General features: G+C 74.2%; 4 protein-coding genes and 1 pseudogene. All 5 read right to left on the bottom strand.

What is annotated here, in order from left to right:
* Window positions 1-108 precede the first annotated feature (108 nt).
* Window positions 109-798, bottom strand: a complete 690-nt coding sequence (locus ACZ53N_RS18520) for a class I SAM-dependent methyltransferase (protein WP_469141893.1) — start codon at window positions 796-798, stop codon at window positions 109-111.
* 58 nt (window positions 799-856) lie between these two features.
* A pseudogene (locus ACZ53N_RS18525) lies at window positions 857-7,720 on the bottom strand (type I polyketide synthase); the annotation flags it as partial.
* Window positions 7,721-7,759: 39 nt separating this feature from the next.
* Window positions 7,760-9,028 carry a type I polyketide synthase gene (locus tag ACZ53N_RS18530; RefSeq protein ID WP_469141947.1) on the bottom strand — a complete coding sequence of 423 codons (1,269 nt, stop codon included), beginning with the start codon at window positions 9,026-9,028 and terminating at the stop codon, window positions 7,760-7,762.
* 41 nt (window positions 9,029-9,069) lie between these two features.
* The gene (locus tag ACZ53N_RS18535) at window positions 9,070-14,316 is read right to left on the bottom strand and encodes a beta-ketoacyl synthase N-terminal-like domain-containing protein (RefSeq protein WP_469141894.1); all 5,247 of its coding nucleotides are present in this window, start codon (window positions 14,314-14,316) and stop codon (window positions 9,070-9,072) included.
* A gap of 75 nt (window positions 14,317-14,391) precedes the next feature.
* Window positions 14,392-15,624, bottom strand: a complete 1,233-nt coding sequence (locus tag ACZ53N_RS18540; RefSeq protein ID WP_469141895.1) for a cytochrome P450 — start codon at window positions 15,622-15,624, stop codon at window positions 14,392-14,394.
* Window positions 15,625-15,654: the final 30 nt, after the last annotated feature.

Below are 15,654 nucleotides of genomic sequence, written 5' to 3' on the forward strand. Positions count from 1 at the left end.
AAGCAGAAGATCTATAGCCGAGCCACACCTCCCCCCCCCCCCCCCCCCCCCCCCCCCCCCCCCCCCCCCCCCCCCCCCCCCCCCCCCCCCCCACCGCCGCGTCGACCCTCAGGAGGCCGTCCAGGCGCGCCAGATGCCCACGCAGCCGCGCACCGTCAGCTGGTAGCGGTCGAAGTGCGTCTCGAGCTGGTCGCGAAGGTCCTCGTACGTGTCCTGCTCGTTGTGGAAGACGCCCTGCTTGTTCAGCCAGTCCATCATCCGGCGGCCGGCGAAGGTCACCGGGACGCCGGCCGACAGCACGGTGGCGCCGAAGACGACGCCCCCGGGGCGGACCGCGGCCCCGGCGTGCGCGAGGGCGATCCCCTTCTCCTTCAGGCTCCCCGGAACGCAGTGCAGCAGATAGCTCATCCCGACCGAGTCGAAGGACTTCTCCGGTACGGGCAGCGGTTCCAGGACGTTCGCGCGGACCGTGCGGACGTCGTAGCGCCGGAGGCGGTGTGCCGTGTGGGCGAGGGAGTTGGGGTTCAGGTCGGCGAGCGTGATCCGCGGGTCCGGCACCGGGAACTGCGCGTGGTCGAGGAGGTAACCGGTGCCCACCCCTATCTCCAGGTGTTCGGCGCCGACGCAGGTGTCGTACATCTGCCGGGAGGTCGCCGGCGGGCAACGCCAGCACAGGGGCGCGGTGCCGCGGAACACCGCGAGGTCGTAGAGGTTGAGGAACGACTTCGTGTACCCGGACTGTCCCTCGATGACGTCCTGGTCGAGGAGCTCGCTGCTGCTTGCACTACTGGTGTTCATCACATTCCTGTCGTGTCGGGACGTCGTGTCATCGGTGGAGGCCGTTGAGCCAGTCGTGTACGGAACGCAGTGCGGACTCACTGTGCTCACGGATGATCGAGAAGTGGGTTCCGGCCGTGTCGGCGGTGGTGTGCGGCAGGTGCCACTGCGACCGCCAGTCGTCCGGCGCCTGCTCGAAGGGCGGTTCCGAGGCCCGGACCAGCAGCGTCGGCGCGCTGATCCCTTCCGGGCGCCAGGCCTGGAACAGCCGGGCGTAGTGCGCCATGGCGGTGATGTGCGCGTCGTCCGCGGTCTCCTCCTTCAACGGGGCACCGGGCGACCCGGCCGCCCGGGCCCGGTCGATCTGGGCGTGCAGATGCGGCAGCATCGCGCTGCCCGGCCAGTGGCTGTCGAGGAGGACGACGGCGGCCGGGCCGGCGCCGCGCTCTTCGAGTACGGCCGCGGTGGCATGGGCGATCCAGCCGCCCGCCGAGTATCCGAGCAGGACGACCGGGTTGCCCTCGGCGCACTGTTCGACCCCGTCCGCCTGCAGGCGTGCCAGGGCGTCGACGGACGCGGGGAGCGGCTCCTGCCACGTGAAGCCGGGCGCGGGCAGGGCCCAGACGTCACGCTCGCCCCGGGACGCGGCGGCCAGCCGTGCGTACTGGTGCGCCCCCGAACCGCCGGCGAAGGTCGGGAAGCAGACCAGCCTCGCGGTGGCGGTGCCGCGCGAGAGGCGGACGTGCGGAACACGGAACCCCTCCTCGGGTGCGTCGAAGGTGGTCCGGAAGTCCGCGACGCGCCGCACCAGCTCCTGGAATTCGTCGGCCCGGCCCTGTGCGCTCGCGCGGGCGAAGAGCGGAGCCAGGGTGGACCGCACTCCGCCGGTGTCGTCGGGTCCCGCGTCTGCTTCGTCCGAGGTCCCCGCCGTCGCCCACCGGTCGACCAGATGCCGGGTCAGGGCGGTGACGGTCGGGTGCTGGAAGACGAGGCCCGGGGCGAGCCGGAAGCCGATGTCCGCCCCGATCCGGTTCCGCAGGTCCACCGCGGTCAGCGAGTCGAATCCCAGCTCGGGAAGGGGCGTCTCGTCGTCGACGGAGTCCCCGTCACCGAGCCTGAGCACCGCGGCGACGTGTCCGCGGACGAGGGTGGCGACGAGGCCCTCCCGCTCCTCCTCGGCCGCCCCGGCCAGCCGCCGCCGGAATTCCCGGCCCCGTTCGGCGCGCGTCGGATCGCTCTCGCCCCGGGGGCCGGAGCCGGTCGAGACCCCGGACAGCTCGGGCCAGTACCGCTGGTGCTGGAAGGCGTACGTGGGCAGCTCCACCAGGTCTGCGCCGCAGTCGGTGAGCATCCTCTCCCAGTCCACCGCGACGCCTCTGACGTGCAGTCGGGCCAGCGCGCCGAGCAGCGCGCCCGCCTCGGACCCCTTGTCGTCGGGATCCGGTACCAGGACGACGACGTCGTCCTCGGTCCCTTCCTCGGCGAGGTCGTACCGGTCGCACTCCCCCGGCTCCCCCGGTGCGTTCTCCGGGCCGACGCGGAGGAAGTCGCGCACCCCTTCGGCCATGAGCAGACGCATGCCGTCCGTGGGCGCGGCGGCCTCGGAAGCCGACCGGAACCAGTACTCCGGGGAGCGCAGCTCCTCGGGTGACACGGGGCGGCCCGTGCGGCTGGAGAGGAGGGGGATCGTCGGCGGATGGAACGTCAGCTCCTTGACGATCCGGCGGACGGCCTCGCCGGTCCCACCGTCGGGGCCATCGGGACCGTCGGGGCCTTCCGCGCCGACGGCGGCTTCCCGGCCGAGGGCGACGACGAGGGCCGCCGCGTCGGCCAGGGACAGCACGCCCGCGCAGTGCGCGGCGGCCGGCTCGCCGGTGAAGTCGCCGAGGAGGTGGCCGGGGGTGACTCCCCACTGCTCCAGCAGCCGGAACTGCGCCACTTGCCCGGCGAAGAGCGCGACCCGGGCGAGGACCGGGTCCGCCGGTCCCTCGCCGTCCCCGGACCACAGCTCTCCCCACACCTCCGCCAACGGCCGGTCCAGATGCGCGGCGAACGCGGCCCCGGCCTCGTCCGCGGCGGACGCGAAGTCCGGCACCCGGGAATAGAGCTCCCGTCCCGGGCCACCCGGTGCGCCGGGCCGACCGGAGAACAGGAACGCCACCCGCCGTCGGGCGCGGGAACCACCGCTGACCAGGCCCGGGCCGGTTTCCTCCGTCGCCAGCAGCGACAGCGCCGCCAGCGCGTCGTCCCGGTCCTGACCGAGGACCACCGCACGGTGTTCCAGCCCGGTCCGGACCGCCAACGAGCGTGCCACGTCGACGGGCCGGAGGTCGGGACGTTCCTCGACGAACCGGCGCAGCCGGTCGGCCTGCTCCCGCAGGGCCTTCGTCGTCCGGCCCGACAGCACCCACGGGACCGTGGGAAGCGTGGCGGTGGGGCGCGGGGACCCGGGAGCCGGTGTGATCGTCCCGGTCTCGTCCGGTGCCTGTTCCAGGACGACGTGGGCATTGGTGCCGCTGATCCCGAACGCCGAGACACCGGCCCGCCGCGCCCGGCCGGTGTCCGGCCACTGCCTGGCCTCGGTCAGCAGCTCCACCGCGCCCGAGGACCAGTCCACATGCGGTGTCGGGTCGTCGACGTGCAGGGTGGGCGGCAGGACACCCCGGTCCATCGCCATGACCATCTTGATCACACCGGCCACCCCGGCCGCGGCGGCGGTGTGGCCGATGTTGGACTTCAGCGACCCCAGCCACAGCGGGCTGTGCGCCGACCGGCCTTGGCCGTACGTGTCCAGCAGGGCCTCGGCCTCGATGGGGTCACCGAGCGTGGTGCCCGTGCCGTGCGCCTCGACGGCGTCCACATCGCGGGCGGTGAGACCGGCGGTGGCCAGGGCCCGCCGGATCACCCGCCGCTGCGCGAGCCCGTTGGGCGCGGAGAGGCCGTTGCTCGCGCCGTCCTGGTTGGTCGCGGTGCCGCGGACCAGGGCCAGGACCGGGTGTCCGTGGCGGCGGGCCTCCGACAGCGGTTCCACCAGGATCGCCCCGACGCCCTCGCCCCAGCCGGTGCCGTCGGCCGCCCCGGCGAACGCCTTGCAGCGTCCGTCCGGTGCCAGCCCGCCCTGCTGGCTGAACTCCACGAACGCCCCCGGGGTGGACAGGATGGTGGCTCCCGCCACCAGGGCGGCCGTGCAGTCGCCCTGCCGCAGGGCCTGCACGGCCAGGTGCAGGGCGACCAGGGACGACGAGCACGCGGTGTCGACCGTCACGGCCGGACCTTCGAGGCCGAACGTGTAGGCCAGCCGACCCGAGGCGACACTCGTCGAGGTCCCCGTCATCAGGTGGCCGGCGCTGTCCTCCGGGGCGGCGGTCAGCAGCGGCAGGTAGTCCTGGCCGGCGATGCCCACGAACACACCGGTCCGGCTGCCCCGGACCGTCTCCGGCGACATCCGCGCCCGCTCGAACACCTCCCATGCCACCTCGAGGAGGAGGCGCTGCTGCGGGTCCATCGCCAGTGCCTCCCGCGGGCTGATCCCGAACAGGAGGGGATCGAACTGGTCGGCGTCGCGCAGGAAGGCACCCCGGCGGACGTACGTCCGCCCCGGCCGGCCCGGCTCCGGGTCGTACAGGCCCTCGACGTCCCAGCCGCGGTTGGCCGGGAAGGACGAGGTCGCGTCCCGCCCCGAGGCGACGAGGTCCCACAGCTCCTCGGGGGAGGCGACGTCACCCGCGTACCGGCAGCCCATCGCGACGATCGCGATCGGCTCGTCGGCGACGGGCACCGCCCGCACCGGCTCCACGACGTGGTCCTGAGCGCCCGTCAGCCGGGTCAGCAGGAGCGCGGAGAGCTTTTCGGCGGTCGGGTGGTCGAAGGCCGCCGCCGGGGAGAGACGGACACCGGTGGCGGTGGCGAGCCGGTTGCGCAGCTCCATCGCCGTCATCGAGACAAAACCGAGGTCGGTGAAGGCCCTGGTGGGGTCGATGTCCGCCGAAGAGGCCAGGTTCAGCACCGCGGCGGCGTGCTCGCACACCGTCTCCAGTACCACCCGCCGCTGTTCGGGCGCGGGGAGTTCCGTCAGGCGCCGGCGGAACGGGTTGGACGCGCTGTCGTCGTCCTCGCGCGCCGCGGCGTCGGGGGCCGCGTCCAGCCAGTACCGCCGCCGCTGGAACGCGTGGGTCGGGAGGTCCACCAGCCGGGGGTGCCGTCCGAGTCGGGACGACCAGTCCACCCGCACACCGCGCACGTGGGCTTCCGCGACGGAGGTCAGGAAGCGCTGGAGGTGCCCTTCGTCACGCCGTAGCGAGGTCAGCACCACGCCTTCGGTGGCGGCGTCGTCCAGGATCTGCTCCACCGAGACCGCGAGCACCGGGTGCGGGCTCATCTCCACGTACGTGCGGTGTCCGGACGCGAGGAGCGCGCGCACGGTGGGGTCGAAGCGGACCGTCTCCCGCAGGTTCCGGTACCAGTAGGCGGCGTCGAGCCCGGAGGTGTCGGCCACGGCACCGGTGACGGTGGAGAAGAAGGGGATCCGGGCCGCCCGGGGCGTGATCCGCGCGAGCAGCGCGGCCAGTTCGGTCTCCAGCGTCTCGACCTGGGCCGAGTGGGAGGCATAGTCCACCGCGACGCGCAGCGCCCGTACCCCTTCGCCCTCGGCGACGGCCAGCAGCTCGTCCAGTGCCTCGGGGTCGCCCGAGACGACGACGGACGAGGGGCCGTTGACCGCGGCGACGGCGAGGCGGGGCTCCCACGCCGCGAGCCAGTCCCGTGCCCGGTCCACGGGGAGGGCGAGGAAGGCCATGCCACCGCGACCGGAGAGGCGTTTGGCCACGAGGCGGGACCGCAGTGCCACGATCCGGGCCCCGTGCTCGATGGACAGCGCGCCCGCGACACACGCGGCGGCGATCTCGCCCTGGGAGTGGCCCACCACGGCGCCGGGTTCGACGCCGTAGGACCGCCACAGCGCGGCCAGCGAGACCATCATGGCCCACAGCGCGGGCTGCACCACGTCGACGCGGTCCAGCGAGGCGGCGTCCTCGGCGCCGCAGACGACGTCGACGAGCGAGAAGTCGACATGGGGGTCCACCGCCGCGGCGCACTCGTTCAACCGGTCGCGGAAGACGGCCGAGTCGCGGTACAGCTCCGCGGCCATTCCCACCCATTGGGCTCCCTGGCCGGGGAACACGAACACCGGCTTCCCCGGGTCCGTCGCGATGCCCTGCACCACCTCGGGGGTGACGCGCCCCTCGGCCAGGGCGTCGAGGCCGGTGACGTAGCCGTCCAGGTCCCCGGCCAGCACGACGGCGCGGTGGTCGAACAGGGTCCGCGACGTCAGCAGGGAATGGCCGACGTCGGGCGGTGAGAGTTCCGGATGGTCGCGCACGTGGTCGCGCAGCCGGGCCGCCTGCTCCCGCAGTCCCCGGTCGGTCCGCGCGGAGACCGTCCACGGCACCGGTCCCGGCGCCCGGCGCCCCTCGCCGGTGGCACCGCTGATCCGTACCGGCCGGGCCGGCTCGGTGCCGGGGGCGGCCTCGGGGGAAGCCGACGTGTCCTGTTCGGCCTGTTCCGGCTGCTCCGCCTGTTCCAGGATCAGGTGGGCGTTGGTGCCGCTGATCCCGAACGACGACACGCCGGCCCGCCGCGGGCGGCCGGTCTCCGGCCAGTCGCGGTTGCCGGTCAGCAGCTCCACCGCGCCCGAGGACCAGTCCACGTGCGGGGTGGGTTCGTCGATGTGCAGGGTGGACGGCAGGACGCCGTTGCGCAGCGCCATGACCATCTTGATCACACCGGCGACGCCCGCGGCGGCCTGGGTGTGTCCGATGTTCGACTTCAGCGACCCCAGCCACAGCGGTTGTCCGGCCGGCCGGTCCTGGCCGTAGGTGGCCAGCAGCGCCTGGGCCTCGATGGGATCGCCCAGGGTGGTGCCGGTCCCGTGGGCCTCGACGGCGTCCACGTCGGACAGCGCGAGGCCCGCGTTCGCCAGGGCGGCGCGGATCACGCGCTGCTGCGCCGGGCCGTTCGGTGCGGTCAGTCCGTTGGACGCGCCGTCCTGGTTCACCGCGGAACCACGGATGACGGCCAGCACCGGATGCCCGTTGCGCCGTGCGTCGGACAGCCGCTCCAGCAGCACCAGACCGACGCCCTCGCCCCACCCGGTGCCGTCCGCCGCGGCCGCGAACGCCTTGCACCGGCCGTCCGCCGCCATCCCGCGCTGCCGGCTGAACTCGACGAACATGCCGGGTGTCGCCATCACCGCCGCGCCGCCGGCCAGGGCGAGGCCGCACTCACCGGCGCGCAGGGACTGCACGGCCTGGTGCAGTGCCACCAGGGACGAGGAACAGGCGGTGTCCACGGTGACCGCCGGGCCTTCGAGCCCGAAGGTGTAGGCCAGCCGTCCGGACATCACGCTTGCGAGGTAACCCGTCGAGTAGCCCTCGAAGTTCTCCCGGGCGCCGCGGACCAGGAACGCGTACTCCTGACTGCTGGTACCGACGAAGACACCGGTCCGGCTGCCGCGCAGGGACGACGGGGTGATGCCGGCGCGCTCGAAGGTCTCCCAGGAGACCTCCAGCAGCAGACGTTGCTGGGGGTCCAGGGCCAGGGCCTCACGCGGCCCCACTCCGAACAGCCCCGCGTCGAAGGAGGCCACGTCGGCGAGGAAACCGCCCTCCCGCGCGTAGGTCTTCCCGAGCCGGTCCGGGTCCGGGTCGTAGAGGCCGTCCACGTCCCAGCCGCGGTCCTCGGGGAAGGGCGCTATCGCGTCCTGTCCGGAGACGACCAGGCGCCACAGGTCCTCCGGCGACCGGACGCCTCCCGGTAGCGAACAGCCCATCGCCACCAGCGCGATCGGTTCTCCGGCGGCGTCCTCCAGCTCCCGCAGGCGCCCCCGCGTCTCGTGCAGGTCGGCGGTCACCCGCTTGAGGAGGTAGCGAATCTTGTCGTCGGTCACCATCTGAAACCACCTTGCCGAGAATCGACCGATGTCCGGTCAGGAGATGCCAAGTTCCTTGCCGATGAAGTCGATGAGTTCGTCGTCGTCCGCCGAGTCGAGCTCATCCGCGACGGTGGTCCCGCCGGTTCCGCTTGCCTGTGCGCGGGCTCCGTCGCCCCACGTCGTGGCGAGCGCGCGCAGCCGGGCCGCGACCCGCTCCCGCTCGGTGTCGTCCAGCTCCGTCGCGGCGAGGCCCGCCGCCCAGTCGTCGAGGCGGGCGAGGAAGGGATCGGCCGGCGTGCCCAGTTCGGCAAGGAGCACCTCTTCGATGTGGTCCGTCATCACGACCGGTGTCGGGTAGTCGAAGACCAGGGTGGCCGACAGGGTCAGTCCGGTCACGGAGGTGAGACGGTTGCGCAGCTCCACCGCGGTGAGCGAGTCGAACCCCAGGTCCTTGAACGAGCGCTGGGGGTCCACGGCCTCCGGCGTGGCGTGTCCGAGGACGACGGCCACCTGCCCGCACACCGACTCGAGTACCGCCTGGCGCCGTTCCTCGGGCGTGAGGAGGCCCACGCGTCCCCGCAGCGTGTCCGCCGTCGCGGGCGGTCCCGCGTCCGGCACGGGGACGTGGACCAGATCGCGCAGCAGCGCGGGGAGCGACCCGTCCTCGGCGGCGGGCCGCAGGGCCCTCGCGTCGAGCCGCATCGGCACGGACACCGCGCGGTCGGCGGCGAGGGCCGCGTCGAGCAGTGCCAGGCCGTCCTCGGTGGACAGCCCGACGACGGAACGACTCATGCGGTCCCGATCGGCCTGTGCCAGTTCTGCCGCCATCCCGCCGGTGCCGGTCCACGGCCCCCAGGCCAGGGAGGTGCCGGGAAGGCCGGTGCTCCGGCGGTTCCCGGCCAGCGCGTCGAGGAAGGCGTTGGCAGCCGCGTAGTTGGCCTGGCCGGCGGTGCCGAGGGTGCCCGCCGCGGAGGAGAAGACGACGAAGGCGGACAGTTCACGGTCCCGCGTCAGTTCGTGGAGGTTCCAGGCACCGTCGACCTTGGGCCGGAACACCGTGTCGAGACGCTCCGGCGTCATCGACTCCAGGACCCCGTCGTCCACCACGCCCGCCGCGTGCACCACGGCGCTCAAGGGGTGCTCGTCCGGTATCGAGGCCAGCAGTTCCGCCACAGCGGTCCGGTCGGCCACGTCGCACGCCACGGCCTTGACCGTCGTCGCGCCGGACGCGGTCAGCTCGGCCGTCAGCTCGGCCGCGCCGTCGGCGTCCGGTCCGCGGCGGCCGGCCAGGACGAGATGCCGGACCCCGTGGGTGCGGACCAGGTGGCGGGCCACCTCCGCGCCGATCGCCCCGGTGGCTCCGGTCAGCAGGACGGTGCCCGTGGCGTCCCACGCGGGGGCATGGTGAGGACGATCTTGCCGATGTGCCGGGCCTGGGCCAGGAAGCGGAAGGCGTCGGGTGCCTGCCGGACGTCCCACGACGTCACCGGGACCGGTCGCAACGCACCCTGTTCGAACAGCGCGAGGAGGTCGGCCAGCATCCGGGCGATGCGCTCGGGCCCGGCGTCCATCAGGTCGAACGCGCTGTAGGCGACCCCGTCGTAACCGGCCGCGACCTCGTCGGGCTCCCGGATGTCGGTCTTGCCCATCTCGACGAACCGACCGCCCGGCCGTACCAGCCTCAGCGACGCGTCGACCAGGTCCTTCGTCAGGGAGTTCAGTACGACGTCGACGCCGCGGCCGCCGCTCGTCGCGCGGAAGCGCTCCTCGAACCCGCTGTCGCGCGAGGAGGCGAGGTGCTCGTCGTCGACTCCCGCCGCGCGCACGGTGTCCCACTTGGCGGGGCTCGCCGTCGCGAACACCTCCGCCCCCAGATGCCGCGCGAGCTGCACGGCGGCCATGCCGACGCCGCCGGCCGCCGCGTGGACGAGCACCGTCTCGCCCGGCCGCACGCCGGCCAGGTCCACCAGGCCGTAGTAGGCCGTGAGGAACACGACCGGGACGGCGGCGGCCTGGGTGAAGGACCAGCCCCGGGGAATCGGGGCGAGCATGCGGTGGTCGGCGACCGCGACCGGACCGAGGCAGGCGGCGGCCAGTCCGAACACCCGGTCGCCGGGGGCGAGACCGGTCACGTCCGGCCCCACCTCGGTGACCACGCCCGCGACCTCGCCGCCCAGCGCCCGCCGGTCGGGCACCATGCCCAGGGCCATGACGACGTCCCGGAAGTTCAGCCCGGCCGCGCGCACCGCGACCCGCACCTGCCCGGGCGCCAGCGGTGCGGCCGCCTCCGGGGACGGGGCGAGGACCAGGTCGTCCACCGTGCCCCCGCCGGCCAGGTCCACCCGCCACTCCCGGACCCCCGGCGGGGGCACGAGAGTCCCCCGCGCCGCCCCGCGGGCCAGCCTCGGCACGAGAGGCCGCCCCGAGCGGAGGGCGAGCTGGGGTTCGCTCCCGGACACCGCCGCCGCGAGGGCGGCCGTCGAGTCGGGGTGCCCGTCCACATCGGCCAGCACCAGGCGCCCCGGGTGCTCCGACTGTGCGGAGCGCACCAGCCCCCAGAGCGTGGCGGCGGCCAGGTCGGTGCTCTCCTCCCCGGCGGCGACGGGCATGGCGCCCCGGGTCACGACCACCAGCCGCGAGGCGAGCAGTCGGGTGTCCGCGAGCCAGGTCCGGAGCACCTCCAGGACCTGCCCGCACAGGGCGCGCGCGTCGCCGGGGCCGTCACCGCGGCACACCAGGAACACCAGGTCCGGCACGGGCTCGCCGGCGTCGATCGCCGCGAGGAGCGCACCGGGGTCCGCGAACGCCGGGGCCGCGAGCCGGGCGGCCAGGTCGTCGTCCCCGAGCACGGCGCAGCGTGCGGCGGTGGCCGATGCCGCGGGGCAGGCCGTGGGCTCCGCCCAGTCGATGTGGAACAGCGCGTCATGGGTGGGTGCGGGACGGAGCCGGTCGGCGGCGACGGGACGGGTGATCAGCTCCCCGACCGAGGCCACCGGGGCGCCGCGTTCGTCCCACAGGGCGAGGGACACGGAGTCCGTGCCGGACGGGGTCAGCCGGGCGCGCAGTACCGGTGCGCCACTGCCGTGGAAGGACACCTCGCGCCACGCGAAGGGAACCCGCAGCGGCGGCTGCCCGGCGTCCTCCCCGTCGAGGAGGGCGGTGTGCAGCGCGGCGTCGAGCAGCGCCGGGTGGACGCCGTAGCGGGCCGCTCCGGCCCGTGCGTCCTCGGGAAGGGCCACCTCCGCGAACACCTCGGCGCCGAGCCGCCAGGCCCGGCGGAGCCCGCGGAACACCGGACCGTAGGCGAGGCCGGTGGCGGCCTGACGCTCGTAGAACCCGTCGAGCGCGACCGGGCGCGCCCCCGGGGGCGGCCACGCCTCGCCGTGGCCGACCGGGACGCCGGCGGCCTCCGGGGCGAGCACGCCGCGGGCGTGGCACGTCCAGGGTTCGTCCCCGTCGGCGCCGTCGGGCCGGGAGTACACGCCCACCGGGCGGTGGCCCTGCTCCCCCGCGGGCCCCACCCGCACCTGGAGGTGGACGGCGCCCCGGCCGGGCACGGCCAGCGGTGCCTCCTGGGTCAGTTCCACGAGCCGACGGCATCCGACCTCACCGCCGGCACGGACCGCCATCTCGACGACGGCGGTGCCCGGCACGAGTTCGGCGCCGAGCACGACGTGGTCCGCGAGCCATGCCTCGGTCCGCCGTGACAGCCGCCCGGTCAGGGCGATCCCCTGGGAGTCCGCGAGGTCCAGGGAGGCGCCGAGCAGCGGGTGCCCGAGCCCGGTGAGGCCCGCGGCGGTGACACCGGCGTCCGCGCCGGCCTGGCCCCAGGGGTAACTGCGGCGCTGGAAGGCGTAGGTGGGCAGGTCCACCCGGCGGGCACCGGCACCCGTGAAGAGCCGGGTCCAGTCGACCCGGACACCGTGGGCGAACGCCTCGGCCACGGCCGCGAGCACGGTGTCGGCCTCGGGCCGGCCGCGCCGCGCCACCGGGACGAGCACGGCGTTGGCGCTGTCGGGTTCCTCGGCGAGGCAGTCCTGGGCCATGGCCGTCAGCACCCCGGAGGGCCCCACCTCCAGGAGGGTGTTCACCCCTTCCGCCAGGAGGCGGCGCATCCCGTCGCGGAAGCGCACCGCCGTGCGGGCGTGGCGGACCCAGTACTCCGGCGAGCACAGCTGGTCCGTGGTCGCGATGTCCCCGGTGACGTTCGAGACGATCGGGATCCGGGGCGGGTGGAAGGTGAGGTGCTCCGCGACCCGGCCGAATTCCTCGAGCATCCCGTCCATCTGCGGGGAGTGGAAGGCGTGGCTCACCCGGAGCCGCTTCGTCCGTCGGCCTTCGCCCTCCCAGTGGGCGGCGCATTCCAGCACGGCGTGCTCGGCGCCGGAGACCACCACCGACTCCGGTCCGTTCACCGCGGCGACGGACAGCTCGTGCGCGCGTTCCTCCACCCACGGCCGGATCTCCGCCTCGGTCGCCCGCACCGAGACCATCGCCCCGGCGCCGGGCAGCTCCTGCATCAGCCGGCCGCGGGCGGCGACGAGGGCGCACGCGTCCTCCAGGGACACCACGCCGGCGACGTGCGCGGCCGTCAGTTCCCCGATCGAGTGGCCGAGCAGGAGGTCGGGGGTGAGCCCCCAGTGTTCGAGCAGGCGGAACAGGGCCACCTGGTAGGCGAACAGTCCGGCCTGGGTGTACGAGGTCTGCTCCAGGAGCTCGGCTTCGGGCGTTCCCTCGGCGGCGTACAGGACCTCCCGCAGCGGTCGGTCCAGACGCGGGTCCAGGTGCCCGCACACCGTCTCCAGCGCCTCGGCGAACACCGGATACGCGGCGGCCAGTTCACGTCCCATCCCCGCGCGTTGGCTGCCCTGGCCGGAGAAGAGGAACGCCGTCCGGCCGTCGGCCACCGCACCCCGCACGACGCCGGGAGCCGGGCGGCCTTCGGCCAGCGCCGTCAGTCCCGCGAGGAGACCGTCCCGGTCGGCCGCCCAGACCACGGCCCGCTGGTCGAGGGCCGCGCGGGAGGTCGCCAGCGACCAGCCGACGTCCACCGGCCGGAGCTCCGGGTGGGCCCGGGCCTCGGTCGCCAGCCGCTCCGCCTGGTCCCGCAGGGCCCCCTCGCCCCGAGCCGAGAGCACCCACGGCACCCGCTCGGGGGCGGTGACCGGGGCGGCCGGGCCATCCGGGTCGGCGTCCGCCCGGTCGTCCTGGGGTGCCTGCTCCAGGATCACGTGGGCGTTGGTCCCGCTGATCCCGAACGACGACACTCCTGCCCGGCGCGGGCGGCCGGTCTCGGGCCAGTCGCGGTTCTCGGTCAGCAGGCGGACCGCGCCGGCCTCCCAGTCCACGTGCGCGGAGGGCTCGTCGACATGCAGGGTCTTCGGGAGGGCCCCGTTCCGCACCGCCATGACCATCTTGATCAGTCCGGCGATGCCCGCCGCGCCCTGGGTGTGCCCCAGGTTCGACTTGATCGAGCCCAGCCACAGCGGCCGGTCCGCCGGCCGGTCCTGGCCGTAGGTCGCCAACAAGGCCTGGGCCTCGACCGGGTCGCCCAGCCCGGTCCCCGTGCCGTGCGCCTCCACGGCGTCGACCTGGTCCGCCGACAGGCGGGCGGCGGCCAGCGCCTGCCGGATCACGCGTTGCTGTGAGGGTCCGTTCGGTGCGGTCAGCCCGTTGGACGCGCCGTCCTGGTTCACCGCGGAACCACGGATGACGGCCAGCACCGGGTGCCCGTTGCGCCGTGCGTCGGACAGCCGCTCCAGCAGCACCAGCCCGGCGCCCTCGCCGAAGCCGGTGCCGTCCGCCGCGGCCGCGAACGCCTTGCAGCGGCCGTCCGGCGCCAGGCCGCGCTGGCGGCTGAACTCGGTGAAGACTCCCGGCGTCGTCATCACCGTGGCGCCACCGGCCAGGGCCATGTCGCACTCGCGCTGCCGCAGCGCCTGGACGGCCTGGTGCACCGCCACCAGGGACGCCGAACACGCGGTGTCCACGGTGACGGCGGGACCTTCGAGCCCGAACACATAGGCGAGGCGCCCCGACAGCACGCTCGCGGCGTTGCCCGTCATGTGGTAGCCCTCGGTGCCCTCGGTCACCCCGATGCCACCACTGCCGGCCACGAACAGCGACCCGACGAAGACCCCGACGGGCCGGCTCCGCAGGGAGCCGGGGTCCACCCCCGCCCGCTCGAACGTCTCCCACGCGGTCTCCAGCAGCAGCCGCTGCTGGGGGTCCATCGCGGCCGCCTCGCGGGGGCTGATCCCGAACAGGTCCGCGTCGAACTCCGCGGCCCGGTCGAGGAAGCCCCCTTCGAGGGTGTAGGTCCGACCGGGGCGGTCGGGGTCCGGGTCGAAGAGGTCCTCGGCGTCCCAGCCCCGGTCGGTGGGGAAGGCCGAGATCGCGTCGGTCCCGGTCGCCACCAGCCGCCACAGCTCCTCCGGCGACGACACCCCGCCGGGGTAATGACATCCCATCGACACGACCGCGATCGCCTCGCGGCCCGCCGCCTCCGCGGTACGGAGGCGCTCACGGGTCTCCAACAGCTCGGCGGTGAGGCGCTTGAGGTAGTCGAGCGTCTTGGTGTCATCGGTCATGTCGAACGTGCTGCCCTTCACAAGGAGATTCAGGACCTCTTGAGCTCACCGTCGACGGCGTGGGGACGTCGTGGTCCGCCGTCGACGCGGGTGCCGTCATCCGGCGGCGGGACCCCCGAAACGCAGCGGCAGGGTGTCGGGCCCGGCGACGCCGAGCGCGGTCCGCCAGCTGATCGGGCCGGTGAGCCGGGGCGGGTCCAGGCGGGCGGGCAGCACCGCGAGGGCCTCGGCGAGTTCGACGCGGGCCAGTGCCGTGCCCAGGCAGAAGTGCGGGCCGCCGCCGAACGCCAGGGTGGGTGCCTCGCGCTTGACGGTGATGTCGAAGGTGTCGCCGTCGGCGTACACCCGGGGGTCGCGCTGCGCCGAGTGCGCGCACATGAAGACGGGGGTTCCCGTGGGGATGCGCACGCCGTGGACGTCGAAGTCCTCGGCGGCGGTCCTGGTGGCCGTCACGGGCAGCGTGGGGCTCCAGCGCAGGACCTCCTCGACCGCCTGCGGGGCCAGCTCGGGCCGCTCCCGGAGCAGCATCCACTGCTCGGGGTGCTCGGCGAAGGCCACCATGGCGAGGGCCAGTTGGTCGTTCGTGGTCTCGTACCCGGCGACGAGCACGGTCGCGACCAGGGTGCGGACCTCGTAGTCGTCGAGGACGCCCTCCTGGTGGGCGCGCAGGATGTCGGAGGTCAGGTCGCTGCCCGGGTTCGCCCTGAGCTTCTCGATCGCGGCCTTGAGGTAGTCGAACATGCGGATGAGACCCTGCTCCACCTGGGTCAGCATGCTCCGGTCGTCGGAGAGCGCCAGTCCGAGGTTGGCGTCCATGGACAACCGGCCGACGGTGTCGTAGTCGTCCAGCGGGAAGCCGAGCAACTGGCACATGACCATCGCGGGCAGCGGGTGGGCGAACGCCTGCACGAAGTCGCACTCCTGCGAGGCGGAGAGCTGGTCGGCCAGTCGCTCCACGGTGGCCCGGACGAACGGCTGCGTCTCGATGATCCTGCGGGGGGTGAAGGGGTGGGTCGCCAGCCCGCGCAGCCGGCGGTGGTCCGCGCCGTCCAGGCTCTGCAGGAAGTCCCGCATGAAATCGCGCGCCGGGCCCTCGGGGGTCCCCACCATCTCCACGAGGCCCCGGAAGCCCGAGACCAGCCGCGGATCGCGGGCCAGGTCCTTGGCCTCGGCATACCGCAGGACCAGCAGCGCCAGCGGGGTACGGGCGACCCAGGAGCGTTCCCTGGCCTCGGCCACCTCGGGAGAGTCCCAGGCGAACCCCGGGTCGGTGAAGTCCAGAAACGGCAGATCCGACCAAGACGGCTCGGAGTGTGCGGTGGTCGACATGTTCGATCCTTCCCTCGGCTTACGGGCGCG

The organism is Streptomyces sp. NPDC033229 (genome assembly GCF_055576875.1).